This is a genomic window from Hyphococcus flavus (assembly GCF_028748065.1).
Classification (GTDB): domain Bacteria; phylum Pseudomonadota; class Alphaproteobacteria; order Caulobacterales; family Parvularculaceae; genus Hyphococcus; species Hyphococcus flavus.
Genome location: NZ_CP118166.1, coordinates 3,189,360 through 3,214,648, shown reverse-complemented (window position 1 = coordinate 3,214,648; position 25,289 = coordinate 3,189,360). Strand labels below are relative to the sequence as shown.

Here is a 25,289-nt window from a genome sequence, read left to right as displayed (position 1 = left end):
TAACTCCCATGGAAATGGAATTCCCGGATATCATTGCTTACGCCGTGCCGGCTTTTCTTGTGCTGGTTGTGGCGGAAATCGTGCTGTCGCGAGTCCTCAATCGCGGACGCTATGAAGCGCGGGATTCCGCCGCCAGCCTGATCATGGGTTTCGGCAGTGAATTGGCGCCCTTGCTGGGCGGCGGCGCTATCGTGCTGGCTGTTTTTCTTGCGGCTTATGAATTTCGCTTAATGGATATTCCAAACACATGGTGGGCGGTGCTGTTGTGCTTTGTGCTCGACGATCTTCGCTATTACTGGTGGCACAGGATTAGCCATGAGCGCCGGTGGTTTTGGGCGAGCCATGTGGTTCATCACTCGTCACAGCACTACAATTTAACGACCGCGTTGCGTCAGACCTGGACCGGGCAAGTGCTGGGTTCAATATTGTTCCGCACGCCATTGGTGTTGATCGGCTTTCACCCCGCCATGGTGTTTTTTGTGGGGGCTATCAATCTGCTCTATCAGTTCTGGATTCACACCGAACTTATAAAACGCATGGGCCCTTTCGAGTGGGTATTCAACACGCCCAGTCATCATCGTGTACACCATGCTACTAACCCGAAATATCTCGACGCCAATTATGCTGGCACGCTGATTATCTGGGACAGAATGTTCGGAACATTCGTTGAAGAAGACGAGAATGAAAAACCGCGCTATGGCATCATCAAAAATCTCGGCACCTTCAATCCGCTGGTGATCTCGTTTCATGAATGGATCGGCATTGCGAAGGATCTGAGGGCGGCGAAGTCATTCAAGCAAGTTCTCGGTTATACCTTCGGGCCGCCGGGCTGGTCGCCGGACGGAACACGTATGACATCGGCGATGATTAAGGAGCGCTGGCGGCGCATTCATGGAGCGGAACAACCGCAAAAAGCGGCAGAGCCAGCGCCGCAGCCAGCGGAATAGCCATTTTGAGGTATTCCTAGGCTGGCGCACGCGTCAGGGTTGAATCCTGCAAAATTTCGCCGCAATCGCCCCAATTCCGCCTCCGACGCCCTCATAATTTCACGAATTGATCGAAGATTAGCCGCTCAGGCCCGCCATCTTGAAAATGCGAATTTCAAGGAGGGGTCGATGCCCACAACGATTTTCATGAGCACAATTACTGGCGCAGTCGCCGCCGCAGGCGTCGCGCTCACCTCATTTGTCGGCGTCAACACCAGCCCTTACGACAATGGCGAGATGAAAACCCTCTCGAATTTTGAAGCGTCTACGTATGCTGAAAAAGTGTTTGCGCGCTCGGACAGAAATGGCGACGCGGTTCTCGATGTCGATGAATTCGCTGCGCTAACGATTATTACGGCTGAGCTCGCCAACCTCAACGGCTTTGTCGCAGTTGAAAAAGACGCGAGCGTCGAGACGATTTCATTGCCGGTGAATTCAACCGGCGCATTGTCAGCGAGCGAGCACACGCGCATCGATGCTGTTGCACGCCACACATTCTATGCTTTCGCCGGCAATGACGGAAAGATGCAGCAGGGGGAATATATCGGTCTGCAAAATGCGATATTCGCATCATCAGACCTTAATGCGAACGGTGCATTGACGCGCACGGAGCTTTCGATCTTCGCGCGTAGACAGGCTTACTTGCGCCCCGAAGCCTAAAGTCATGCGCCCTCCGGCGGCCGCTGCCGACACCCTCCCAACATCTCGGCAGCGGCCAGCCCCTTTTCATAATCTTTAAAGCCCGTGTTTCTTTACGATCCCGCGCATCTGGTCATAGGTGAGCGACAGGGCGTCAGCGGCGCGCCGCTGATTTTGGCCGTTTCGGGCGAGTGTTTCAGCAACAATTGTTTTTTCAAGCGCGCTTAAATAGGCGCGCAAATCACTGCCTTCCTGATACGGCGCCGATAAGGTCGAGATGTCGGAGGGGGTAAATCCCTCTTTCTCACTTTGCGGACTTTTCATCAGCTTGCGTCGTGGCCCAAAGGACTGGGCAAGCGGATCAATTATTATCTCGTGTATTTTTCCTTGCCCTTCGCCTTCGCCCCAGCGAAATGCTGCGCGTTCTGAAACCGTCTTTAGCTCTCGAATGTTTCCTGGCCAGTCATGCGCTTTCAATGCGATGAGGGCCTCTGCTGAGAAATCCGGAAAGCGGAAACCAAGTTCCGATACGGCCGGAGAGGCGAAATGCGCAGCAAGCATGGGGATGTCGTCATGCCGCTCGCGCAACGGCGGCAGCTCGATGACGCTTAGGGCCAGCATATCCAGCAAGTCTGCGCAAAACTCGCCAGTTTGTGCAAGTAAGCGCAGGTCGCAATCGGTAGCCGCGATTATGCGTATATCAGTCTGCTGACTATTTTCATCATTGAAGTGCTCGTAACTGCCGGATTCAATCAGTCGAAGTATCTTCGATTGCACGTGCAGCGATGCTTTCTCGATATGATCGAGGAAAAGCGTGCCGCCTTCAGCGCGTTGAATGGCGCCAGGTGATCGGCGAACAGCGCCGCCAGTAACGCTTCCCGTAACGCTGCCAAATAACGCCGTCTCGAGCTGGCGAGCATCCATTTCCGCGCAGTTGAGTTTAACGAGTGGTCCTTCCCACCGCGGCGACAGGTAATGCATTCGAGCGGAAAGGGTCGATTTTCCAGAGCCACGCTCTCCAGTCACAATAACCGGTCGGTCGATCATGGCGATCTGTGAGGCTTGTTCCAGCGTCCCCAGAAACGCTGGAGACTGCCCGATCAACTCTGGTGGTGAATTTGAGAGGCCCATAGGTTATGAATACCAACAAAATTCAGCAAATAATACCATATAAACGGTAAAGAATACCTACATCAAGCTCGGTCAAAATCCGTCAATTCAAAAAAATACAATGAAAACAGACAACTAGAAAAATCATTCGGCTAGAGGGCGAATTTCACCTACTGAATCCGTGACGGGGCAAAAACAGAAAAACCCGCGCTGAAAAGGAGAAACCCGATGAGCCGATATAGATCCGACGACCGTTACTGGGAGCATCGCCTCGACCGCGCCATTCGCGGCCGGCAAGGCTTTGCCTGGGGCGCGTTTTTCATCGGGTTCATCCTTGGCGGCATCATATTTTAGGAGTGCGCGAAATGGGCGTTTTTTCGAGACTGAGCGATATCGTCAATTCTAACATCAATTCCATGCTAGATAAGGCCGAAGATCCGGAGAAGGTCGTACGCCTGATTATTCAGGAGATGGAAGATACGCTGGTGGAGGTGCGTTCCAATGCGGCGCGCGCGCTGGCCGACCGTAAGGAAGTCACACGCAAAAAAGGCGAGTTCGCCACGCGAACAAAGGAATGGGAATCGAAGGCCGAACTGGCGATCGCCAAGGGCCGGGAAGATCTCGCTCGCGGCGCTGTTGCAGCGAAGCGCAAGGCCGAGGAAATGATCGGTCTACTCGATGGTGAACTGAAAGCCATTGATGAAACAGTCAATAAAACCAACGAAGATCTTGAGCGGCTTCAAGCAAAGCTGAAGGAAGCCCGCGCGAAACAGCGATCCCTTGAAATCCGCCGGCATGCTGCCTCCGACAGCGTTCGCGTGAGCCGTCAGGTCAATGACGGACGCATCGAAGAAGCATTGGCGCGATTTGACCGCTACGAGCGTCGCATTGATGAACTTGAAGCTGAAGCCGAAAGCTGGGCGCTTGGTCGCCCGCGTACCCTCGAAGACGAATTTGCGGAGCTAGAGGCTGAGGATGGCGTCAATGCCGAACTTGAAGACTTGAAAAGACGTGTGGCGAACCGCACATCAAGCACTGGGCAAGGTCAATAAAGGGCAAGGGGCAAAATAATGGGCGAATTCGCTTACGTTGTTGCGATTGTTGCGATCATCTTCGTCGCGTGTCCAGCTGTATTTCTTCACTATCAGTCAGAGCTTCGGAAGACCAAGTCGATTTCCACTGATGACGAAAGGTTAGTGGACGATCTCTGGAAGACAGCGCAGCGTCTGGAACGTCGTGTCGATGCGCTGGAAACGATCCTCGACAAGGAAGCACCGGATTGGCGCCGCGATTATCCGGAGCGGCCCCATGCCTGAGCGTCACCATCATCATCATCACCATCATTGGCGTGATCGCGATAGTTATGCTTATCGCGCCGGACAGCCCGGACCGGGACCAAATTTCCACCGCCTGCGGAGGGATACAAAGCGCGGCAAGATTGCTGGTGTTTGCGCCGGGTTTTCGAATTACTTCGGCTGGAATCTGAAATGGGTGCGCGTTCTAGGCGTGCTGCTTACTGTCTTTTTCTTTCCGCTACCGATTTTCGCTTATGTTGCTGCGGCCGTGTTTATCAAGCCTGATGATTGCGCAGAACAATTCAGCGCTGACCCTGAATCAGAGCGCTTTTGGCGTACTTTTTCGACCCGGCCGAAGGCGACGTTTTCGGAGCTGAAACACAGGTTCCGTGCGCTTGATGCGCGCATAGCCGACCTCGAGCAGGCGGTGACTTCAGACGAGTACGGATTAAGAAAAGCGTTTCGCGACCTTGAACGTGGCGCGTGACGTATAAGTCCTGAGAAAACAGGAACAGTTTAGGAAAGAAAAGGGGACGCGCCGCTTGGCGCGGTAGGGAGAGCGATCATGACGCTGATTGCCGTTGCAATAAAAGCAATCTCATTAATAGCGCTAACGTTTGTCGCATTTGCTGCGCTGGCGGTAGCGTTAGGCTATGAACCGGAAGCGGCGAAAAATATCACAGCATGCAAGGCGGAATCAAAACCGGTTTGTATATTCACGATTTTTTAGGTGCGTTGCGTTCTTGCCCGGCGCCATTCCATTCACTAGGTTGATTGTCATTCACGAGCCGGTTCCGGCTCCAGCGAGGACGCAAATGAATGACCGAAGTGAAAAGCGGCGGCGACGCCGGCGGTAGAGGCGGCGGCAAGACTCCGCAAGATCGACAGGCTCAAAACGCCAGCAAGCAATCTTCCCAAAAGCGTTTCAAACACAAGCGTAGAGCGCCCCGACTCGCCGCTCTTGATTTGGGAACAAACAATTGCCGCCTGCTGATTGCAGCGCCTAGCGGGAAATCCTTGCGTATCGTCGACGCCTATTCGCAAATCGTACGACTTGGCGAGGGGCTTTCTAAAACCGGCGTCCTTTCACAAGAGGCAATGCAGCGAACATTTGGCGCACTGGAAGCATGTGCCGAGAAAATCAAACGGCGCGGTGTTACGCATATGCGTTGCATTGCGACGCAAGCCTGTCGCGGCGCTGAAAATGGCGAAGAGTTTTTGCAGGAAGTCAAACTAAGGACAGGCCTCGAATTCGAGGTTATTTCAACCGAAGAAGAAGCAAGGCTGGCTGTCGCCGGATGCGCTGAGTTGATTGATGACGACGCCCCGTCAGGGTTGATTTTTGATATTGGCGGCGGCTCAACTGAGTTGTCTTGGGTTCAAAGAAAGCAAGCCGGTAAACCTGTCGAGATCGCAACCTGGGCCTCCATGCCGTTCGGCGTTGTCAGCCTTTCTGAAAAGTGGGGCGGTCGCGACATCGATGCACAGACATATGCGGATATTGTGGAGGAAGTTCGGTTGGCGATCAGCGAACTTGGCGATCCGGAAGGATTGAAAAACGCTTTTCAAAGCGGCAATGCGCATCTGTTGGGAACGTCCGGCACGGTAACATCCATCGCAGGCGTACATTTGCGGCTCAGGCGATATCGTCGTGACAAAGTCGATGGACTTTGGCTTACCGCCCGCGAAGCTCGGGGAGTTTCAGAAAAACTCCGTAAAATGAGCTTTGATGAACGTGCGGATGAGCCATGCATAGGGCGAGAGCGAGCCGACCTCGTCGTGTGCGGATGCGCAATATTAGATGCTCTGTTACATGAGTGGCCGGCGGAACGCATTCGTGTGGCCGATCGGGGGTTGCGCGAAGGCATTTTGGCGGAACTGTCGCTCCAGGCCCGTAAAGAACGAAACCGCCGCCGACGCGCAAATCGTTAGATGCTTTCGTCAGGGTAGGCGTGATTCGCCAGCCGAGCGCCGAACTCAGAAATAAGGGCTGTCTAGAAAGTGCGTTGAATGATCGTGGCTCAATCAGCCATGTTCATAACCGATCATGGCCGTGTTCAGACAATAAAGTTCGAAAATCTCATGTTTACAAACGCCAGTATGTTGTGCTGTCGTAGTTGTGATAGAATAACCACAAAAAATATGATGTGTCTCCTCGCTTATGAGATAGTGAGGGGTAAATGCATAAGGGGCTTTCCATGAGATCACTACTAGTCGTCGTCGCCGCTTTGTTGGCGTTGCCACTAACAGCGTGCGCGCAGGATGCAAACTCGCAGGAGACAGAAGATAAAGGTCCCATGGTTTCATCCACATTCAACGGCATGGCGCTAAGGAATATTGGTCCGGCTTTTATGTCCGGCCGTATCGCGGACATCGCGATTGTAGAGGATAATCCTTCGACTTGGTATGTGGCTGTGGGTTCGGGCGGTGTTTGGAAGACTGAAAACTCCGGCACGACATGGAAGCCTCTTTTTGATAAGCAAGCGTCTTATTCCATAGGCGCGCTCGCGGTTGACCCCTCGAATGAAAACACAATCTGGGTTGGTACTGGCGAAAATGTGGGCGGCCGTCACGTGGGATATGGTGACGGGCTTTATCGATCCAGGGATGGCGGCGAGAGCTGGCAGCATATGGGCCTGAAAGAGTCCGAGCACATTTCTACGATTATTGTGCACCCTGATGATCCGAACACCGTTTGGGTTGCGGTTCAGGGGCCGCTTTGGTCGAGCGGCGGCGAGCGCGGTCTTTTTAAGACGAGCGATGGCGGCATCACCTGGAATAATGTCCTGTCTGCTGGTGAATGGACAGGCGTCACCGATGTCATCATTGATCCGAGAGACCCTGACCGTCTCTATGCAGCAACCTGGCAGCACCATCGCACGGTGGCGGCTTATATGGGTGGCGGACCAGAGACAGGCATTCACGTTTCTGAAGACGGCGGCGAAACCTGGGAGGAACTCACCAGTGGGTTGCCGGACGGCAGCATGGGCAAAATCGGCCTGGCGATCTCGCCTCAGCAACCTGATGTTGTCTATGCAGCGATAGAACTGGACCGGCGCACGGGCGGGGTATGGCGATCTGCCAACCGCGGCGCATCATGGGAAAAAGTCGGCGACAAGACAGGCGGCGGCACGGGGCCACACTATTATCAGGAGTTGTTTGCGCACCCCCACCACTTTGACCGTATCTATCTCGTCAGTAATACGACGCAGGTTTCTCATGACGGCGGCAAGACCTGGCGTAACATCAACAATGAATACAAGCACGTCGATGATCATGCGATCGCATTTCACCCGACAAATCCTGACTACATAATCGTTGGTTCCGACGGCGGTTTGTATGAAAGTCATGATGACGAAAAGTCATGGCGTTACATCGACAATCTGCCAGTTACGCAGTTTTACAAGGTTGCCGTTGACGATACAGAGCCGTTCTATCTCGTATATGGCGGCACGCAGGATAATAACAGTCAGGGCGGTCCGTCGCGTACGGATAACCAGCACGGCATCCGTAATTCCGACTGGTTCGTAACGCTGTTTGCCGATGGACACCAATCGGCGACGGAACCCGGCAACCCAGACATCATGTATGCTGAATGGCAGGAAGGAAATCTCGTCCGTGTCGATCGCACCACGGGTGAAATTGTACATGTTCAGCCGCAACCAAGTCCTGGTGATCCTGCGGAACGGTTTAACTGGGATGCGCCAATCCTTGTCAGTTCACATAATCCGCAGCGCATTTATTTCGCGTCGCAACGCTTATGGCGTTCGGATAATCGTGGTGATCAATGGCGCGCCCTGTCAGGCGACCTGACACGTGACGAAGATCGCATGCTGCTTCCGCTGATGGGCCGTCAGTGGTCTTGGGACGCCGGCTGGGACCTAGCAGCCATGTCTCAGTACAACACGATCACCTCGATCGCGGAATCGCCGATCGATGAAAATATACTATATGTCGGTACAGATGACGGCGTGATCCAGTCGACGGCTGATGGCGGCGAAACCTGGACGCGTATTAACGTCTCGCGTCTGCCCGGCGTGCCGGAGCGCGCTTTTGTAAACGATATTCGCGCGGACCTCTTCGATGCCAATACGGTCTACGTCGCTCTCGACAATCACAAGTACGGTGACTTCAAACCGTATTTATATAAGAGCACCAATCGAGGACAGACGTGGCAATCGATTTCCGGCGACTTGCCTGAACGTCATCTCGTGTGGCGAGTCGTACAAGATGATGAAAACGCAAATCTTATGTTTGCGGCAACGGAATTCGGCCTGTTCTTTACAGTTGATGGCGGGTCGAGATGGGTCGAACTTCAGGGCGGAGCGCCGACCATTGCTTATCGTGACGTTACGATACAACGGCGTGAAGACGATGTTGTCGCCGCATCATTCGGACGAGGGTTCTTCATCCTCGACGACTATTCGCCTTTACGGGAAATTACTGAAGAAGCACTTGAAGAAGATGCTTTGCTGTTCCCGGGTCGCCGCGCCTGGTGGTACATGGAACAAAATCCGCTGGCGTTTTCTGAAGGCGGCACGCAAGGCCACAGTTATTACCGCGCGCCCAACCCGCCTTTCGGTGCGGTCTTTACTTACTATCTGAAAGAAGACCTAAAGTCCTTGGCTGAAACCAGGCAGGAAGCAGAAAAAGAAAAACTCGACGCTTGGGAAGATACGCCCTTTACTGGCTACGATGCGGTGGAAGAAGAACGCCGGGAAATCGAGCCGCAGATCTGGCTGACAGTGCGTGACGCCGACGGCAACATCGTCCGCCGTATCAACGGCCCCGCGAAGAAGGGTATTCATCGTGTTGCTTGGGACCTTCGGTACCCGGCGATGACTGCGGTTACAGGCCAGGAAGATCCCGAAGATCCGCCGACAGGATATCTTGCAGCGCCCGGGCAATACACCGTGTCACTCTCAAAGCGGGTGCGCGGGGAAACGACTGAGCTCGTTGCAGCGAAACCGTTTACCGTAGAACGTCTGCGAAATGGTGCGCTTCCAGGCATGGAGCCGGCCGAAACAGTTGCGTTCTGGGAGCGGCTTTCACGATTGCAGCGCGCTGTAAGTGCAGCCAGCTCGAGTGTTGGCGAGCTCAATACCAAGATGGGACATCTGAAAACGGCGCTTGCACGATCAAGGACGGCGCCTGCTGCTCTCGATGCGCAATGGCGCGAGCTTCGCCGCGAAATTTATGAACTTGAAGCGGCGCTCGGCGGCAATCAATCCATGAACGAGGTTGGGCAGGATACGCCTCCTAGCGTGCAGAGCCGTCTCGGCAAGGTGTTAGTAGGTACGGGCCTGTCAACTTATGGGCCTACAAATACGCATCTTTCCCAAATTGACATTGTCGAGCAGGACTTTGCTGCGATCCGTGATCGGATCAACACGCTCAAACAAACAGACATGCCTGCTTTTGAAAATGCGTTGATCGAAGCCGGCGCGCCGTGGACCCCAGGAGGACTCGTGCCGACTCCGTAAATAAGCTCGGGCCAACGTACGAGAGTGTAGTTGCGTAAAGGAGGGCGTCACGCCGATGCGCGTCATCGCCAGTGTTGTGATATTCGCATCGGTTGCGGCCTCCTGTTCTGCGTGGGCAAGAGACGAGATCATTGTGTCGGTCGTGCGCGGCGAGACGAGCGTACGGGCGGCGACAGTTTACGAGCTCGATTCTGACGACCTCCTTGATATTCGGGCAACATCGCTATCGGATGCTCTGTCGCGCGCACCATCAGCGTCGTTGCAGACGAACTCTCGCGGTGAAACGCTGGCGTTCTTTCGCGGTGCGGGGGAACGTCAGACAGCGTTATTTTTTGACGGCGCCTCCCTAAACATACCTTGGGATAACCGCCTCGACATCGCGCTCGTTCCGTCTCGCGCTGCTGCGCAAATATCGACGACGCCAGGGGTTTCATCCGTACTCTATGGGGCAAATACGTCTGGCGGTGTGATTGATATCAATCCGGTTTCCGCGAATACTACCACATCTTTTGACGTGCAGGGCGGGGAAGGCGGTTTTCTTGATGGCGGAGCGGTGTTCTCCGGTGGAGGCGAATCATGGCGCGGAGTAGCCGCAGCCGGTTTCACACATAGAGAAGGGGCGACATTAACGCGAGATGCAAATATTGCTTTTTCGCAAGCAGATAGTTCGCTTCGCACAAATACGGATTTATCACGGCTCAATGGATTTGCTCGTTTAGAAACCGAGCTAGGCCGGAATCACAGTTTGTCTGCGAGTATCCTGGCGATAGATGTGGACTATGGGATTGCGCCAGAAGGTCATCTCGACCCTGGCGATAATAGCGTGCGCTTTTGGCGCTATCCGAAAAGCCGGCACATTGTTGGCGTGATAAACGCAACCATACGTCCCACAGACGATCTCTCTATTCGAAATGCAGTCTGGGTCCAGCAATTCAATCAAACTATCGAAAGTTATTCTTCCGGCCAGTATGCACAGATTGACGATCTGCAGACTGATTCAGATCGCACGTATGGCGCGCGCGTCGTCGCTGAAAACACGGCTGGCGTACATTTGTTGCGTGGGGTCGTCACCATTGTTGACGCGCGGCATAGACAGACGGATGTTGCGTTTACAAACGGCGTGGCGCCAGACGTGGCGCCACCGCCTGACCGTTTTCATCGCCGAACAGTCAGCGTTGGCGGAGAATACGAACTCTCACGCGGCGTCACACGGTTATCCTTGGGAGTAAGCGGTGATTTTTTGCAAACGCTTGATACCGGGGGCAGGCCTGAGGCTGGTGATTTTGCAACCTGGAATTTGATTGGCGGCATTGAACATGAACTGGATGATCGCTGGTCGATTGCTTTTTCCGCCGGTCGCAAGACCCGATTGCCAACACAGCGCGAGTTATTCGGCACGGCTATAGACCGGTTTTTAATTAACCCGGATCTCAAGGCGGAGAGCGCTATTCTCATTGAAGCGCCAGTTCGATATGCGGATGACCGATTGTCTTTCACAGTTGCGCCTTTTACGAATCTCAGCACGAATACAATCGATCAGCGCAATGTCATTGTCGATAACTTGAACCTGCGTCAACGGATCAACCTTCGCGGATCCCGTAATTTTGGGGTTGAGGTGTTTGGCGAGGCGTCTTTGACAGAGCGGCTTTCAGTAGCAGGAAACTTGACTGCGATGCGCCTGCGACGTCTGCCGGAAAACGACGCACTCGATGAACGCTTTTTATCCGAGCGCCCACAAGTTCTGGCGAGGGCGTCGTTGAGTTATGTTCATCCAAATGGTTTGCGCGGCTCTGTTGAGGCGCAATATCGCGGCCGCGCTTTCTCACTTGATCAAAACAATGTGTTTATACCGCTCGCACGATCAACAAGCTTCAATGCAGAAATTTCTTATGGTTTTTCCCTGGCGGATAGCGCAGTCAATATCTTTCTGCGAGCTGACAATTTCACTGATACGCTGATCGAACCGCAGCTTGGTCTTCCCGTCTCCGGGCGGGTGATCCGTGGCGGCTTACGAGTTTCGGCGCCGTGACTTTATAAGTATAGCGCTCAAACCGGCGAACAAGACGCAGCGATGAATGGCGCATGGTAGACGTAAACAGTATGGGGCTTTGAACAAATTTTGTGAGTTACAATTGGGTGCGGGGAGAGGATTTGAACCTCTGACCTTCAGGTTATGAGCCTGACGAGCTACCGGGCTGCTCCACCCCGCGCCAACTGACTACCTGCATGAATGGCCGCATAGAAGCGCCCGAAAACAGGAAGGCGGGGTATAGCGAAGACGCCGGTGCCCTGCAAGGGGGTGGGGACGTTAATTTGTTTATCCACCATTCAGGCGGTTTCGGGTAAGTCTGCGGCTGTATCGCCGATCAGCATATCCACGACTTTGACAAACGCTTCTCGCTCGTCGGCGCCGTCCTTTCGCGCTTCGGTATAAGTATCGATCTGACGGCAGGCGCTTGTGCCCCTTTTCAAGATGACCCGCGCATGCTGCACCTCTTTGAGGCAACCGAGCGCCGTGGCGTCTTCTGTTACGATTTCGATGATTTCTTCGATCAGCGAGCCAAAGGGCACGCATTCGCCCCGCCCGAGATCAATCATGCTTTTTGTGCATCCATATCGCTGCGCGCGCCATCGGTTTTCTTCGAGCATTATGCGCGGATAAATTCGCCAGCGCATATTGCGCTGTTTGATGCGGGCAAGCATCCGCAAAATGGACTGGTAAAGCGCGGCGATGCACAGCGCATCTTCCATTCGCGTACAAACATCTGTGATGCGCATTTCGACGGTTGGGAACCGTGCGCTCGGGCGCATATCCCACCATAATTTCGAACCATCTTCCATGACGCCGGCATGGATTAATCGCTCGATCATTCGTTCATATTCAGACCAGCTTTCATATCGGTCGGGAATGCCGGTTCGCGGCATGGAGTCGAAGATGCCAAGACGAGAACAGCGCATGGCCATATCGTGACCGCCCCAGAAAGGGGACGATGTTGATAGCGCCAACAAGTGCGGGAGGAAGTAGCGCGCCTGATTCATTAAATCGATGCGATCTTCCTGATCTTCTATTCCGGCGTGCACATGCATGCCGCAGATCAGCATACGCCGGATGACGCCGCCCAAGTCAGCATCGAGCAAATCATAGCGCGGCGCCTCCGTATGTTTTTGTCGCCCCCATTGTGCGAAAGGATGTGTAGACGCCGCCATCAGTTTCATGCCGAATTTATCGGCCGTGTTGATGATGACAGACCGCAAGGCATTCAGGTGATGGCGGGCGTCGGAAATATTGGCGCAAACCGGCGTACCGATTTCAACCTGACATTTCAGGAATTCGGGCGTAACGCGTTCGCCCAGCCTTTCCTTGCATTCCGACATGAATTCCGGTGAAGGTTCCGAAACAAGATCGCGAGTTTCAGGATCAACGAGGAGATATTCCTCCTCCAGGCCCAGTGTTAGCGCTGGCAGCATCCGGCGTCCCCTCTAGCAAAAGGAAAGCCTATCCTATACTGATTATGCAGTGATTGTCCGCACTGCATGCTCAATAATTGCAGCGATTTCCTGAACGCCCCTGCTGTCGCCAATTAAATCCTGACGGATTTCCATCGTCAGGTGCGGAAGATTCCGCGGGCTGACATGGCGATCAATGGAATAGTTAAACACGCGCGCGTCATAGGGTTCATTATCCCCGATAGACCAGCCTGTGTCGGCTTTGAGCTGGCGCATCATGGCGCGAGCGCTTTCTTCATCATCACGCCAGAGGAGGCCAATTTTCCAGGGGCGCCGTTCCTCTGCTCCCATCAGTCTTTCTGTAAAGCTGTGAACGGAGATGACGAACGGCGTATTGCAGCGCTTGGTGATTTGATCCAGGCCGTCGCCAAGCGCCGCATGATAGGGTTCGTGAAAATCTTTCAGGCGTGCAGCGCGGGAGGCTTCTGTTATCTCCCTGTTTCCGGGAATAGGGATATGATCGCTTGACGCCGGAATAATATCGCTAGCCGACGGGGCGCGGTTCGGATCTATAATCAGCCGTGAAAATTCACACTGAAACTGCGTGGCTGAAAGCTTTTTCGCCAGCGCCTTGCTGAGTGCGCCTGCGCCAATATCCCAGGCGATATGAGTATCCAACAAATCTTCTGGCAGTCCGAGCGCATTCAGATGATATGAAATGGCGTTCGATGCGTGATCGCAAAAAACGAAGAAACGAGAGTCGCCAAAACTTTGTGTGCTGAAAACAGAATTCATTTTGAAATATATGGTTGACGTTCTATTTCAGATACTAACATGAGGCTAGACATCAATAATATCCACGCTGTCGCCTTTAAGCTTTAACGCTATTTCACCGCGCTTGAGCCGAAGAGCGGCATCGCCGAAAATTTCCCGCCTCCAGCCCGATAGGGCAGGTACATCAGCGTCGTCACTTCGGGCGATCTCTTCAAGATCAGCCGTGGTTGCAATCAGTTTTGGCGCCACATGAAAGGTTTCACATTGACGTTTTAAAAGCACTTTTAAGAGTTCCAGAACATCGGCGGAGACTTTTTCCCGGTCAGGCTTGTCGATTTTCGGCGTTTCCGCTTTAGGAAGCGTAATTCCTGCGCCGATGACATCAATAATCGCCGCACCCGATTTTGACCGTTCGAAACCTGAGGGAATTGAACGCGCTCGCGCGAGGCTTTTTGCATCTTTTGGCTGCAGTCGCGCCAGTTCGTATATGGACTCATCTTTCAGGATGCGGCTGCGCGGGATGTCTTTTGTTTGCGCTTCATGTTCACGCCACTCCGCAAGCTTGACGACAACACCCATTTCTTTCGGGCGAACGCCACGTAACTTTAGTCGCTTCCATGCTTTCGCAGGCTGCACATGATACAAGTCATCGTCGTTGAGCGCGTGCATTTCCTCCTCGACCCAGTGCTTGCGACGGCGTCCCTCAAGTGAGTCTTTCAGGATCGGGTATGCGTCGCGCAGATGGGTTACGTCAGATAAAGCATAAGCGAGCTGAGAGTCTGTCAGCGGCCGGCGCGACCAGTCAGTAAAACGCGAGCCCTTGTCGATTTTCGCTTTCAACAAAGTGCGCATCAGCGGTTCATAGCCAATCTGATCGCCGAAACCGCAAGCCATCGCCGCAATCTGAGTATCGAACAGCGGACCTGGCACTTCGCCGAGGAGTTTGTAGAAAATTTCAAGGTCCTGCCGGGCGGCGTGAAAGACTTTTACGACCTTGTCGTCGGTCAGCACTTCAAGAAAGGGCGTTAGGTCAATGCCTTCCGCCAACGGGTCGATGATTGCTTCCTCGCCCTCTGCGGCGGCCTGAATAAGGCAGAGAATAGGCCAGTAGGTTTTTTCCCGCATGAACTCCGTATCGACAGCGACAAAAGGCTTGTCCCGGAGGGCAGCGGAAAATGTATGGAGTTCTTCGGTTGTGGTGATGACCTGCATAACCGGCGCTTCTATCGGCCCGGCGCCTTGGAAACAAGCTTGTTTCTGCGGTGCAATATTACACTGCCAAAATCACGTCTCGCGGCTCCGAAAGTAAAGTGTGCTTTACACTCGTGCTTGCTGCAGAAGAGCCCAAAGGCGGTTAACCTTTGCTGGCCTTGACTTTGCACTGCAGCGTTGCCACTCCGGCGCGACTTAATTCTTCAGGGGAAACCAATGCACGCCTATCGCACTCATCACTGCGGCCAATTGCGCAAATCCGAAGTTGGCGAGAATGTTCGCCTGTCCGGCTGGGTGCACCGAAAACGCGACCATGGCGGGCTGCTCTTCATAGACCTGCGCGATCATTATGGACTGACGCAGCTTGTTGTGGAGCCAGAAGCGCCGTTTTTTGCTGACGTTGAGCGGGTACGCCAGGAAAGCGTTATCAAGGTCGATGGCCGTGTGGTCGCTCGTGACGATGAAGTCGTAAATCCAAACTTGCCGACTGGCGAGGTCGAGGTGCGCATCGACGCGTTTGAAGTCATGTCGGAAGCTGACGACCTGCCGTTACCTGTATTCGGAGAGCCGGACTATCCGGAAGATATCCGCATGCGGCACCGCTATCTCGATCTGCGACGCGAGACGCTGCACAAGAACATTATGCTGCGTTCAAAAGTGATCGGTGAAATCCGCCGTGGCATGGAAGATAAAGGCTTTACTGATTTTCAAACACCGATTTTGACCGCGTCATCGCCGGAGGGCGCGCGCGATTTTCTCGTGCCGTCTCGTTTGCATCCCGGCAAGTTTTACGCGCTGCCGCAGGCGCCGCAGATTTTCAAACAGCTCATCATGGTGTCGGGCTTTGATCGTTACTATCAGATCGCTCCATGCTTCCGTGACGAAGATGCGCGCGCAGACCGTTCGGCTGGTGAGTTCTATCAGCTCGATTTAGAGATGAGCTTTGTTGAGCGGCAGGATGTGTTCGATGCGGTGGGCCCGGTCGTTGAACAGACTTTCTCTAAATTCGCTGGCGAGCGCCCGGTCACGAAATATCCGTTTCCATTAATCGCTTATGACGAGGCGATGCTAAAGTACGGCACCGACAAGCCGGACCTCAGATGCCCCATCGAAATGCAGATCGTGTCCGATCATTTCCGTGGTTCGGGTTTTAAAATCTTTGCGCAAATTCTTGATTCTGATCCGCAAAACGAAATCCGCGCCATCCCGGCGCCGGGCGGGGGCTCTCGTGCATTCTGCGACCGCATGAATTCTTTCGCCCAGAAGGAAGGCCTGCCTGGCATGGGCTACATGATTTTCGATGAAAACGAAGCCAAAGGCCCCCTGGCGAAGAATATCGGCCCTGAACGGTCCGAAGCCGTGCGCGAACAACTCGGACTGAAAGCGGGCGACGCGGCTTTCTTCCTTGCCGGCAAGCCAGCGGACTTTGTCGCTGTCGCCGCCAAGGCACGGGTGGTCATTGGTGAAGAGCTTGAACTTACCAACAAGGACGCGTTCGAACTCGCATGGATCATCGACTTCCCTATGTATGAATGGGATGAAGAGAACAAAAAGGTAGAGTTTGGTCACAACCCCTTCTCCATGCCGCAAGGCGGTCTTGAGGCTTTAGAAACGGCGAAAACGGATGAAGAGTATCTGGCGATCAAGGCCTATCAGTACGACATTGTCTGTAACGGCTATGAGCTTGGTTCCGGCGCTATTCGGAATCATCGTCCGGATATCATGTACAAGGCCTTCGATATCGCCGGTTACGGCAAGGAAGTTGTCGAGGACAAATTCGGCGGCATGCTGAACGCATTCAAATACGGCGCGCCGCCGCACGGCGGCTGTGCGCTGGGTATTGAGCGAATAGTCATGCTGCTCTGCGAGCAGGAGAATATCCGTGAAGTGACAATGTTCCCCATGAACCAGCAGGCGGAAGATTTGTTGCTGCATGCACCGATCGAGGCGTCGGACCAGCAATTGAAGGACGTGCATATTCGCGTCGTCATGCCGATCACCGAAAAGAAAGATTAGGGAGCCCTGATGGTTAAAATCACAAGCGACTTCGACAGCGGAAATATCGTTCCTCTCGACATTTCTGACCCGACGAACTTAACGCTTGAGATCAAACCGGACGGTAAGGCGGACTTCTTTCAATGGTTCTATTTCCGCGTTGAGGGCGGCAAGGGCCAGCCTTTAACCATGCGCCTCAAAAACGCTCATGGCGCCTCTTATCTCGGCGGGTGGAAAGACTATCGCGCTGTTGCTTCATATGACAATGAAACCTGGTTTCGCGTCGATACTTCTTTCGATGACCGTGAATTGACCATTCAGCATACGCCTGATCACGACAGTGTTTATTATGCCTATTTCGCCCCTTACCAGACGTCGCGCTACCGCGATTACATAAACAAGGTGAAATCCTCGCCGCAGCTTTCCCATCAGGTTATCGGGCAAACGCTTGATGGACAGGAAATTGATTACTTCAGAATGGGTGACGCCGAGCGCCAGCTCTGGGTGATTGCGCGCCAGCATCCGGGCGAGACCATGGGCTCGTGGTGGATGGAAGGTTTCCTCGACCGCCTGACCGATAAAGCGAATGTGGATGCGCAAACACTGCGAGACAAAGCAACGCTCCATATAATTCCGTGCATGAATTTGGACGGCGCCAGACGGGGTCATTTGCGTACGAACGCCGCCGGCAAGGATCTTAACCGCGCATGGCGCAATGCAAGCGTGGAAGAAAGCCCTGAAGTCTATCTGGTGCGTGAGGCGATGCGCGCCAGCGGCGTCGATTTCTTTTTGGACGTTCATGGCGATGAAGCGATCGCAAACAATTTCCTTGACGCGCCGAAAGGCATACCCTCCTGGGATGCGCTGCATGAGAAGCGCTTTAACCGGTACTCTGACCGGCTATTGGAAATCAGTAGGGATTTTCAAACAAAGGACGGCTATCCAGTCCCGGCGCCAGGCAAGGGTAATCTCGACATCGCCAACGCGTATGTGGCCGAGACGTGGGACTGTCTTTCCATGACGCTTGAGATGCCGTTCAAGGATGCAAATGTGAACCCGATGCCTGAAGTGGGTTGGTCGCCGGAGCGGTGCCGCCATTTCGCAGGTGAGCACCTGAAGGTGATGGCTGAAATCGTCGACTTTCTTCGCTAGAAGGGCGATTTATCGCGCTCGCTGGCCTCGCGAAAAGCAACAATTTTCGGTAGAAATCTGGTCTGATCAATTTTGCATCGTTACAGGCTTCCATGACTCCTGAAATCGGCCATTTCGTTCTTATCCTCGCGTTTATGACGGCGATCGCGCAATCGGCGGCGTTGTTCATTGGCGTTAACACTGGCGATGGACGATTTTCGGTTTTCGGTCAGCGCGCATCGATTGTGATCTTCGCGCTGACGGCGTTGTCGTTCGGCTGCCTGATGCACGCTTACGCGATATCTGACTTTTCCGTCGTCAATGTTTTTGAAAACTCTCATTCTGCAAAACCGTTCATTTACAAACTGACGGGAACGTGGGGAAATCACGAAGGCTCAATGCTGCTATGGGTGCTGATCCTGACATTGTTCAGCGCCGTCTTGGCGGCGCAGGGGCGGGCGGCCCCGGCTAAACTACACATGCTGACGCTTGGCGTTCAGGCGCTGATCATCACTGCATTCATTGCCTTTATTCTGTTTACGTCCAATCCGTTTGAGCGGCTGTTTCCGGCGCCGCCGGACGGGACCGGGCTCAACCCGCTGTTGCAGGATCCTGGTCTCGCGATCCATCCGCCGTTTTTGTATCTTGGCTATGTCGGTTTCTCGATCCCGTTCTCTTTTGCCGTGGCGGCGTTGGTGCTGGGCAAGGCTGATTCAGTCTGGGGACGGCTTGTACGTCCATGGGCGCTCATGGCATGGGTGTTCTTGACCATTGGTATCGCACTCGGCAGTTGGTGGGCCTATTACGAACTTGGCTGGGGCGGCTGGTGGGCATGGGACCCAGTTGAAAACGCGTCATTCATGCCGTGGCTTGCCGGCACGGCGCTTATCCATTCCGTGCGTGTCGTCGAACGTCGCGACGCGCTGAAAGGCTGGGCGGTGCTGCTGGCCATCACAACTTTCTCGCTCAGTCTTGTAGGCACGTTTCTCGTCCGTTCGGGCGTGCTGACATCCGTTCATGCATTCGCGGTCGACCCGGCGCGCGGCGTTTTCATTCTGCTCATTCTTGTTGCGGCGATTGGTGGCTCGTTGACTGTTTACGCCGCACGCGCTTCTTCGTTGACGCCAACCGGCCGGTTTGAACCGGTAAGTCGCGAAGGCGGTTTGGTCTTGAACAACGTGTTTTTGGTCGCGGCGTGTGCGGTAGTATTTTTCGGAACATTCTATCCGCTATTTATTGACGTTCTGACGGGTGAAAAAATCACCGTGCTGGCGCCGTATTTCAATCTGGTCTTCCCGAAATTGTCGTTTCTGGCGATGGCGTTCGCTGCGGTCGGCACGCTGCTCGCCTGGAAGCGGGCTGACGCAAGATCAATCCTGCGTAAGATGATACCGGTGGCCATCGCCGCGCTTGTGGCGGCGATCATCGTATTCGTGATCGCAGACCGGGCCCGCGCCATCGGCGCGTTTTCCATCATGATGGTGGTCTGGCTGGCTGGCGGCGCGCTCACCGAGCTTTCACAACGGGTGAAGCTTTTCCGCGCGCCTTTCAGCGACACGCTCTCACGTGCAAAAGGGCTTCCCGGCGCCGCATGGGGTTCCGCGCTCGCTCATCTGGGGCTTGCGCTATTCGCATTCGGCGTTGCCGGCATAAGCCTCTGGAAGTCTGAAGAAGTGGTGCTGATGGCGGAAGGCGACACGGCGAATGTCGCCGGCTACGCTGTTACGTTAGATTCCGTTGAACGCCTTCGCGGCCCGAATTACGACGCAGAACTGGCGACTTTTTCCGCCGCAAAAGGCGGTGATGTTTTCACGCTTTCCGGCGAGCGGCGCTTCTATCCGATCCGCCAGATGGAAACGAGCGAGGCGGCGATCCGTGCTCATGGGACCGGCGATCTTTATATTTCATTCGGTGAGAACACGTCCGGTCGCGGCTGGCCGGTTAGGCTGTTTTACAATCCGTTTGTCGGTTGCCTGTGGTGGGGCGCCGGGCTGACAGCGTTCGGTGGGCTGGTCGCATTTGGTGATCGCGGCCGCAAACCGGCAAGGCTGAAACGTAAAAAGCCTGCACAGGCCGGCAGCGTTGAGGCAGCCCCTGCATGAGGAAAATCATTCTCTTCGCACCGCTTATTGTTTTTGTTGTTGTCGGCTCGTTCTTTGCCTGGGGGCTGACGCGCGACCCCTCGCGAATACCGTCGCAGATTATTGACCGTCCGTTACCTGAATTCGACCTACCCGCCATTCAGGGTTTTTCGGAAGGCATGTCCTCCGAGGATTTCAAGGGACAAGTCACATTGCTCAACGTGTTCGCATCTTGGTGCGTGAGTTGTCATGTGGAGCATCCGTTGCTCATGGAACTGGCTGCGGACGGCGACGTTCCGATCTACGGTCTTAACTGGAAAGAAAAACCCGGCGACGGCAAGGCCTGGCTCGACCGGTTCGGCAATCCCTATTCGATGATCGGCGACGATCAAAACGGGCGCGTCGCCATCGACCTCGGCGTTACCGGCGCGCCTGAAACTTTCGTGGTCGATCAGGATGGCCGCGTCCGTTATGTGTTTATCGGCCCTATTTCGCCGCGTGCTTGGGAAGAGACGCTGCAGCCCTTGATCGAAGAATTGAGAAAATCATGAGGGCTGTTTTTATTTCTTTCATCAGTATTTTCATGACGGTTGTGGCGTTTGCGGCGGAACCCGATGAGATGCTTGACGATCCGCAGCTTGAAGAACGCGCGCAAGCCATCGAAACACAGTTGCGTTGCGTTGTCTGCCAAAGCCAGTCTATTGCTGAATCAAACGCCCCACTGGCGAAAGACATGCGCATTCTTGTTCGTGAACGCTTGACGGCAGGCGATACGGACGAAGAAGCGATGCAGTTTCTGGTCGATCGCTATGGCGATTACGTGCTGATGAAGCCGCCGTTTCAGGCGAACACGCTTGTTCTGTGGTTCTTCCCGGCGCTTGCCTTAATGCTGGCAGGGGGCGCGGCGTTTTTTTATCTACGGAATATGAAGCAAGCATCCGCGTCATCTTCGTCGAGCTTGAGTGAGGACGATGAAGAAAAGCTACAGCGAATAATCAATGAGCGCAGCCAATGATTTGGGTGTTGATCTTTGGGATCGCCATTGCGGTCCTCGCGCTCCTCATTGAGCCGTATTTCAGAAAGACTGTCCGCGTTCAAAGTCTGGATGATCAGGATTACCTGGTTGCTCAGCTCGATGACGTGGCGCGAGATCGGAACGCTGGACTGTTGAGTGACGAAGAAGCCGCAGAAGCGGAGGCTGAGGCGCGCCGTCGGCTTTTGACCGCTAATGAAAAAGCAGCGGATGCAAAAGACGAAAATAAAGGTTTCTTTGCGCGTCAGGTAAGCACCATGATCATCGGCGCCGCGCCACTCGCCGCTATTGTGCTTTATGTTCTACTTGGCAATCCGTCGTCTGAGCCAACGCCCGAAGCGCTGGAAATCGCGCAACGTTCACAAATGACAGCGCCGTCCAGCGCGAACGCACGGCCGCTCGCTGAGTCTGTTAATGAGCTTGAGCAACGCCTCGCGGAACAGCCGGACGATCTCGACGGCTGGGTGATGCTTGGCGAAAGTTATGCGCGCATGGATCGTTTTGCCGAAGCTGCTACGGCGTTTGGACGGGCGAGGGCGCTGGCCCCGGATCAGGCTTATCTGCATGCAGCCGAGGGCGAGTCTTTGACTATGGCCAATGATGGGGTCGTCAACGCAGAAGCAACGGCGGCGCTGCAGCGCGCGCTTGAACGCGACGCCACCGAACCCCGGGCTCGGTTTTATCTGGCGCTCGGCGCCTATCAGCGCGGTGAACGGGAAGAAGCGCTCGGCGCGCTTGTCGCGCTTAGCAATGATGCGCCGCCTGGCGTTCAATGGGCGCCGATCGTTCGTTCACAGATTGAAGTTATTGCTGCTGAACTTGGACGATCTATGGATGAGCTAGGTCTTGATGAAGCAATAACGGAAAACAGGATTGAGACGCTGGAAGCGCAGATCGCCAGCGGCGAGGCGCCTTATGAAAGCTGGATTGCGCTCGCTGATGCTTATGCGGCTGAAGGCGATAACGCGAACGTGCAAAATACACTTGATCGCGCTTCGGAGCGTTATGCGAACGCGCCATTTGTCTTGCAACAGATTGAGGCGGCGCGTAGCAGGCTAACCAGTGAAGGCGAAAACACCCAAACGGGACAGCGCGGCCCAACACAAGAGCAAATGCAGGCGGCGGCGCAGATGGGCGAAGATGATCGCGCCGCAATGATCGAGGGAATGGTGTCCGGTCTTGCCGCTCGCCTTGAAAATGAACCTGACGATCTTGAGGGTTGGACCATGCTGGCGCGGTCTTACGCCGTCCTTGGCCGCATGCAAGAAAGCGCTGAAGCGTATGCGCGTGCAGCGGAACTGGCGCCGGACGATGTAAATTTGCGGCTCGGACGTGCGGAAGCGCTGTTAACGACCCTACGTGAAGACGGCGAACCGATAGACCAGGAGACGCAAGCCGCCATCGATCAGGTCTCAAGACTTAATCCGGAGCATCCGTTCGCATTATACTTTCAGGGACTCGCCGCCAGCCAGCGCGGCGACACGGCGCGCGCCAAAAGTTATTGGGAGCGGCTGTTGGCGACCATGCCGGAAGGATCGCCTGACGCCGCTGGCGTCCGGCAAATGATAGATGCACTCTAAAGGTCGATCTCTACGCCGCTGCCAACACGTTCCTGCGCAACTCGGCGGATCTTGTCGCGAATATCCGGGTAACGTTTGACGAATGCCTTGAAGTCACGGCGCTTCAATGCCAGCACGCTTGAAAACCCGAGCGCTTCCACATCTGCGTTGCGCGGCTGATCGGTAATCAGCGCAAGTTCGCCGAAAAAGTCACCAGTACCGAGCGTGATCTCGTTTTCAGGCAAAATAACTTTAACGGCGCCATTAGCGATGAAAAACATTTCATCACCAACTTCGCCGCGTTTGATGATCACGTCGCCTGGTACGAAAAGTCTTGTTTTTAAAAGCCGTGCGAGGCCTTTTTGCCGGCCTTTGCCCAGGTCAGCAAAGAAAGGCACTTTGGCGACAAGTTCTGCCGGATTGAGTTTTAACTTTAACGGGGGCAGACGGCCTTCTGCGGCGCCGGCGCCGTCAAGGCGTTTAACCAGATCGCCATGAATTTCAGGACCTATAAGAGATTGTTCCAACAACCGGTTATACGCCTTTTCTTCAAGACGTAAGCCTGCCAAGGTTAAATCACGACGATGAAGCGCAGCGGCATAATCTGGGTATTGTAAAGCTAACGCCTCAGCATTTTGTGAGACAATGGTGAAGCGCTCATCCATGCGCTCCCGGAATGCGCTGCGTGCAGCTTCGGGCAACAGCGCTTCGATTTCGCTTAAGCCGTGCTCACGCTGTTCACGTAATACCTGCCGCATGAATTCAAGAACGCCGAGCCTGCGCGCCAGCACTTTGGCCAGCGGTCCCGAAATACCGAAATTCCGTTGAACATCCAGCGCATTGCGAAAGCTTGACCGGAACGCAACGCCAGTGTTGGCAGCTTGCTTCCAGTTTGCAGTAGCGGATTTCAGCGTATCCGTCACATCGTCAAGGCGGGTTAACGATTCCTGCAATTGGCTTGTCGTTGTAAAACCCTCGCCGAAACGCTGCAAATAAAGCTGGCGCTCCTGGGCTAGCGCCATCGCAAGCCCCGTGCGCACCCAGTCATCGGTGCTGAGATGATCGCTCTTGGCTTCAGCTTTCGCCTGAGCCGCGGCGTCTTCAAAGCGTTTCAATGCAACATTACGTTCGCTTTTATCGACCTCATGAAAACTGGCGAATCGATCAAGCTCTTCGGAAACAGATTGTAATGCGTTTGAGACGGAACGATCGCGCACTGCCTGATCCGCAGGTGATAATTTGTCGAGTCCGAAAACTTTCATCACAAGCTGAATTGTTGTCGCCTGAAAGAGCAAAGTGAAAAGGACGTAACTGGTAACAAGAACGCCAACAAAGGTGCGGCCTTCTTCAGGGATGGCTTCTGTTTCAAGAACGATGAGCGCGAGCGCCAGTGAAACGGCGCCGCGAAGCCCGCCCCAGAACATGATGGTGCGGTAGCCAAGGCTCACCTGTTGCCCGGCGCCGAAACGGCTGAGCAGAGGTAGAAGTACATAGATAATGAAAATGCGCGCGAGCGTCGCCGCAGCAATGACAAGCAAAATATCGTCGACATAATCAATAACATGATCGCCAAGCATGCGCGGCACCGCGAGGCCGACAAGAATAAAAATCAAAGAGGTCGCCCAGAACCCGAGCTGGTGCCAGGCGTGTTCGACCTCTTCGAAAACCTGCGGCGGGATAAGGCGCCGTCCGATTGAGCCGACTGTAAGGCCGGCTGCGACAACCGCCATGACGCCAGATACATGCAAGAAATGCTCAGCAACGACAAAAGCGATGAACGGCAGCGTTACCGTCAGCGTCAAAATAATCATTGTGTCGCGCCGGAAGGCGCGCATCATCCAAACGGCTGGGCGCGCCACCACAATGCCGACCACAACACCGCCAAGGAACACAACGAAGAATTGAAGTAAGCTGGCGGCGACATTGAGGCTCGTTTGCTGCGCCAGCATGGCGATGAAAATCGACGAAACGACAATGGCTGTAGCATCGTTGAAAAGACTTTCGCCCTCAACAAGGACGGTCAGGCGTTTCGGAGCATTCAGATCCTTGAAGAGTGCGATGACAGCCACAGGGTCAGTCGCGGAGACAATGGCCCCCAGAAGCAGACAGATCACAATTGCCATGCCGGAAAGGTAGGAAAGTGAAAACCCGACAATCGCTGTCGAGATGACAACGCCGACAATCGCCAGAAAAAGGATCGAGCGCATGTCGGCCATGAGTTTACGGAGATCAAGTGACAGCGCGCTTTCGAAAACCAGTGCTGGCAGGAAAAGAAATAAAATGACGTCGGAAGTAATGGAGAGACCGCCGATCGCTTGGGCAATCTGCTCCCAAAGTGAGCCGCCGCCATGATCTGCATGAGGATCGTGGGCGACATCGCCGGCGCCGACGCCCAGTTGTTGCGCAGCAAAGCCGAGGCCAATGCCCACCAGCGCCAGAATTACAGTGTAAGGAATATTACTGCGCCGGGCCACCGGCAGCATCAACACGGCGAGCGTCAACACGCTCGCCAGTCCAAAGACCACACCCCACATGGCGGTCACC

21 protein-coding genes and 1 tRNA gene are annotated in these 25,289 nt (G+C 54.5%); 16 read left to right on the top strand and 6 right to left on the bottom strand.

The window, feature by feature from the left end; translation table 11 throughout:
* Positions 1 to 14: 14 nt before the first annotated feature.
* Both PUV54_RS15370 and PUV54_RS15365 read left to right on the top strand, forming a co-directional pair.
* Positions 15 to 947 (top strand): sterol desaturase family protein, encoded by a 933-nt coding sequence (locus PUV54_RS15370; RefSeq protein WP_420797968.1) that lies wholly within the window; start codon positions 15 to 17, stop codon positions 945 to 947.
* A 168-nt stretch (positions 948 to 1,115) separates the two neighbouring features.
* The gene (locus tag PUV54_RS15365; RefSeq protein ID WP_274493201.1) at positions 1,116 to 1,646 is read left to right on the top strand and encodes a CREC-EF hand family protein; all 531 of its coding nucleotides are present in this window, start codon (positions 1,116 to 1,118) and stop codon (positions 1,644 to 1,646) included.
* Positions 1,647 to 1,721: 75 nt separating this feature from the next.
* Here PUV54_RS15365 and PUV54_RS15360 read toward each other — a convergent pair whose 3' ends face one another.
* Positions 1,722 to 2,756 carry a sigma 54-interacting transcriptional regulator gene (locus PUV54_RS15360; RefSeq protein ID WP_274493199.1) on the bottom strand — a complete coding sequence of 345 codons (1,035 nt, stop codon included), beginning with the start codon at positions 2,754 to 2,756 and terminating at the stop codon, positions 1,722 to 1,724.
* A 207-nt stretch (positions 2,757 to 2,963) separates the two neighbouring features.
* On the opposite strand from PUV54_RS15360, the gene PUV54_RS15355 reads away from it, so the two are divergent.
* The 8 genes from PUV54_RS15355 (at position 2,964) to PUV54_RS15320 (ending at position 11,542) form a co-directional block, all read left to right on the top strand.
* On the top strand, positions 2,964 to 3,089 hold the full coding sequence (locus PUV54_RS15355; RefSeq protein WP_274493198.1) for a hypothetical protein: 126 nt from the start codon (positions 2,964 to 2,966) through the stop codon (positions 3,087 to 3,089).
* Between the two features lie 11 nt (positions 3,090 to 3,100).
* Positions 3,101 to 3,787: a phage shock protein PspA gene (pspA, locus tag PUV54_RS15350; protein WP_274493196.1), complete on the top strand. Its 687-nt coding sequence runs from the start codon at positions 3,101 to 3,103 to the stop codon at positions 3,785 to 3,787.
* Positions 3,788 to 3,805: 18 nt separating this feature from the next.
* Positions 3,806 to 4,051 (top strand): envelope stress response membrane protein PspB, encoded by a 246-nt coding sequence (gene pspB, locus PUV54_RS15345; RefSeq protein ID WP_274493194.1) that lies wholly within the window; start codon positions 3,806 to 3,808, stop codon positions 4,049 to 4,051.
* Positions 4,044 to 4,517 carry an envelope stress response membrane protein PspC gene (gene pspC, locus PUV54_RS15340; RefSeq protein WP_274493192.1) on the top strand — a complete coding sequence of 158 codons (474 nt, stop codon included), beginning with the start codon at positions 4,044 to 4,046 and terminating at the stop codon, positions 4,515 to 4,517. The genes pspB and pspC overlap by 8 nt, the downstream gene beginning before the upstream one ends.
* A 78-nt stretch (positions 4,518 to 4,595) precedes the next feature.
* Positions 4,596 to 4,760 carry a hypothetical protein gene (locus PUV54_RS15335; protein WP_274493190.1) on the top strand — a complete coding sequence of 55 codons (165 nt, stop codon included), beginning with the start codon at positions 4,596 to 4,598 and terminating at the stop codon, positions 4,758 to 4,760.
* Between the two features lie 89 nt (positions 4,761 to 4,849).
* The gene (locus PUV54_RS15330; protein WP_274493188.1) at positions 4,850 to 5,962 is read left to right on the top strand and encodes a Ppx/GppA phosphatase family protein; all 1,113 of its coding nucleotides are present in this window, start codon (positions 4,850 to 4,852) and stop codon (positions 5,960 to 5,962) included.
* Positions 5,963 to 6,228: 266 nt separating this feature from the next.
* Complete coding sequence (locus PUV54_RS15325) at positions 6,229 to 9,513, top strand: VPS10 domain-containing protein (RefSeq protein WP_274493186.1); 3,285 nt, start codon at positions 6,229 to 6,231, stop codon at positions 9,511 to 9,513.
* 55 nt (positions 9,514 to 9,568) lie between these two features.
* On the top strand, positions 9,569 to 11,542 hold the full coding sequence (locus tag PUV54_RS15320) for a TonB-dependent receptor (protein WP_274493185.1): 1,974 nt from the start codon (positions 9,569 to 9,571) through the stop codon (positions 11,540 to 11,542).
* A 104-nt stretch (positions 11,543 to 11,646) separates the two neighbouring features.
* On the opposite strand, the gene PUV54_RS15315 is transcribed toward PUV54_RS15320, so the two are convergent.
* The 4 genes from PUV54_RS15315 to rnd all read right to left on the bottom strand — a co-directional run bounded on the left by PUV54_RS15315 (position 11,647) and on the right by rnd (position 14,946).
* A tRNA-Met gene (locus tag PUV54_RS15315) sits at positions 11,647 to 11,723 on the bottom strand.
* A gap of 118 nt (positions 11,724 to 11,841) precedes the next feature.
* Positions 11,842 to 12,981, bottom strand: coding sequence for a carboxylate-amine ligase (locus tag PUV54_RS15310; protein ID WP_274493184.1), 1,140 nt, complete (start codon positions 12,979 to 12,981; stop codon positions 11,842 to 11,844).
* Between the two features lie 42 nt (positions 12,982 to 13,023).
* Positions 13,024 to 13,755, bottom strand: a complete 732-nt coding sequence (locus PUV54_RS15305; RefSeq protein ID WP_274493182.1) for an N-formylglutamate amidohydrolase — start codon at positions 13,753 to 13,755, stop codon at positions 13,024 to 13,026.
* A 45-nt stretch (positions 13,756 to 13,800) separates the two neighbouring features.
* Positions 13,801 to 14,946, bottom strand: a complete 1,146-nt coding sequence (gene rnd, locus PUV54_RS15300; RefSeq protein WP_274493180.1) for a ribonuclease D — start codon at positions 14,944 to 14,946, stop codon at positions 13,801 to 13,803.
* Between the two features lie 216 nt (positions 14,947 to 15,162).
* Here rnd and aspS point away from each other — a divergent pair, with 216 nt between their 5' ends.
* The 6 genes from aspS to ccmI all read left to right on the top strand — a co-directional run bounded on the left by aspS (position 15,163) and on the right by ccmI (position 22,766).
* Positions 15,163 to 16,962 (top strand): aspartate--tRNA ligase, encoded by a 1,800-nt coding sequence (gene aspS, locus PUV54_RS15295; RefSeq protein WP_274493179.1) that lies wholly within the window; start codon positions 15,163 to 15,165, stop codon positions 16,960 to 16,962.
* A 9-nt stretch (positions 16,963 to 16,971) separates the two neighbouring features.
* Entirely contained in the window at positions 16,972 to 18,093 is a 1,122-nt protein-coding gene (locus PUV54_RS15290) for a M14 family metallopeptidase (protein WP_274493177.1), read from the top strand.
* A 92-nt stretch (positions 18,094 to 18,185) separates the two neighbouring features.
* The gene (locus PUV54_RS15285; RefSeq protein ID WP_274493176.1) at positions 18,186 to 20,174 is read left to right on the top strand and encodes a heme lyase CcmF/NrfE family subunit; all 1,989 of its coding nucleotides are present in this window, start codon (positions 18,186 to 18,188) and stop codon (positions 20,172 to 20,174) included.
* Positions 20,171 to 20,704, top strand: a complete 534-nt coding sequence (locus PUV54_RS15280; protein ID WP_274493174.1) for a DsbE family thiol:disulfide interchange protein — start codon at positions 20,171 to 20,173, stop codon at positions 20,702 to 20,704. The genes PUV54_RS15285 and PUV54_RS15280 overlap by 4 nt, the downstream gene beginning before the upstream one ends.
* A complete protein-coding gene (locus PUV54_RS15275; RefSeq protein WP_274493173.1) occupies positions 20,701 to 21,168 on the top strand; it encodes a cytochrome c-type biogenesis protein in 468 nt (155 codons plus the stop codon). The genes PUV54_RS15280 and PUV54_RS15275 overlap by 4 nt, the downstream gene beginning before the upstream one ends.
* Complete coding sequence (ccmI, locus tag PUV54_RS15270; protein ID WP_274493172.1) at positions 21,165 to 22,766, top strand: c-type cytochrome biogenesis protein CcmI; 1,602 nt, start codon at positions 21,165 to 21,167, stop codon at positions 22,764 to 22,766. The genes PUV54_RS15275 and ccmI overlap by 4 nt, the downstream gene beginning before the upstream one ends.
* Here the strand turns inward: ccmI and PUV54_RS15265 are convergent.
* Entirely contained in the window at positions 22,763 to 25,279 is a 2,517-nt protein-coding gene (locus PUV54_RS15265) for a cation:proton antiporter (RefSeq protein WP_274493171.1), read from the bottom strand. The two genes, ccmI and PUV54_RS15265, sit on opposite strands and share 4 nt — an antisense overlap.
* Between the last annotated feature and the right edge of the window lie 10 nt (positions 25,280 to 25,289).

What these genes read in the sequence shown, in the direction of transcription:
- PUV54_RS15365 (WP_274493201.1), top strand. Translation starts at nt 1,116, where the DNA reads ATGCCCACAACGATTTTCATGAGCACAATTACTGGCGCAGTCGCCGCC.
- PUV54_RS15310 (WP_274493184.1), bottom strand. Translation starts at nt 12,981, where the DNA reads ATGCTGCCAGCGCTAACACTGGGCCTGGAGGAGGAATATCTCCTCGTT.
- PUV54_RS15290 (WP_274493177.1), top strand. Translation starts at nt 16,972, where the DNA reads ATGGTTAAAATCACAAGCGACTTCGACAGCGGAAATATCGTTCCTCTC.
- rnd (WP_274493180.1), bottom strand. Translation starts at nt 14,946, where the DNA reads ATGCAGGTCATCACCACAACCGAAGAACTCCATACATTTTCCGCTGCC.
- PUV54_RS15330 (WP_274493188.1), top strand. Translation starts at nt 4,850, where the DNA reads ATGACCGAAGTGAAAAGCGGCGGCGACGCCGGCGGTAGAGGCGGCGGC.
- PUV54_RS15320 (WP_274493185.1), top strand. Translation starts at nt 9,569, where the DNA reads ATGCGCGTCATCGCCAGTGTTGTGATATTCGCATCGGTTGCGGCCTCC.
- PUV54_RS15325 (WP_274493186.1), top strand. Translation starts at nt 6,229, where the DNA reads ATGAGATCACTACTAGTCGTCGTCGCCGCTTTGTTGGCGTTGCCACTA.
- ccmI (WP_274493172.1), top strand. Translation starts at nt 21,165, where the DNA reads ATGATTTGGGTGTTGATCTTTGGGATCGCCATTGCGGTCCTCGCGCTC.
- pspB (WP_274493194.1), top strand. Translation starts at nt 3,806, where the DNA reads ATGGGCGAATTCGCTTACGTTGTTGCGATTGTTGCGATCATCTTCGTC.
- PUV54_RS15305 (WP_274493182.1), bottom strand. Translation starts at nt 13,755, where the DNA reads ATGAATTCTGTTTTCAGCACACAAAGTTTTGGCGACTCTCGTTTCTTC.
- PUV54_RS15280 (WP_274493174.1), top strand. Translation starts at nt 20,171, where the DNA reads ATGAGGAAAATCATTCTCTTCGCACCGCTTATTGTTTTTGTTGTTGTC.
- aspS (WP_274493179.1), top strand. Translation starts at nt 15,163, where the DNA reads ATGCACGCCTATCGCACTCATCACTGCGGCCAATTGCGCAAATCCGAA.
- PUV54_RS15360 (WP_274493199.1), bottom strand. Translation starts at nt 2,756, where the DNA reads ATGGGCCTCTCAAATTCACCACCAGAGTTGATCGGGCAGTCTCCAGCG.
- PUV54_RS15285 (WP_274493176.1), top strand. Translation starts at nt 18,186, where the DNA reads ATGACTCCTGAAATCGGCCATTTCGTTCTTATCCTCGCGTTTATGACG.
- PUV54_RS15335 (WP_274493190.1), top strand. Translation starts at nt 4,596, where the DNA reads ATGACGCTGATTGCCGTTGCAATAAAAGCAATCTCATTAATAGCGCTA.
- pspC (WP_274493192.1), top strand. Translation starts at nt 4,044, where the DNA reads ATGCCTGAGCGTCACCATCATCATCATCACCATCATTGGCGTGATCGC.
- PUV54_RS15265 (WP_274493171.1), bottom strand. Translation starts at nt 25,279, where the DNA reads ATGTGGGGTGTGGTCTTTGGACTGGCGAGCGTGTTGACGCTCGCCGTG.
- pspA (WP_274493196.1), top strand. Translation starts at nt 3,101, where the DNA reads ATGGGCGTTTTTTCGAGACTGAGCGATATCGTCAATTCTAACATCAAT.
- PUV54_RS15370 (WP_420797968.1), top strand. Translation starts at nt 15, where the DNA reads ATGGAATTCCCGGATATCATTGCTTACGCCGTGCCGGCTTTTCTTGTG.
- PUV54_RS15275 (WP_274493173.1), top strand. Translation starts at nt 20,701, where the DNA reads ATGAGGGCTGTTTTTATTTCTTTCATCAGTATTTTCATGACGGTTGTG.
- PUV54_RS15355 (WP_274493198.1), top strand. Translation starts at nt 2,964, where the DNA reads ATGAGCCGATATAGATCCGACGACCGTTACTGGGAGCATCGCCTCGAC.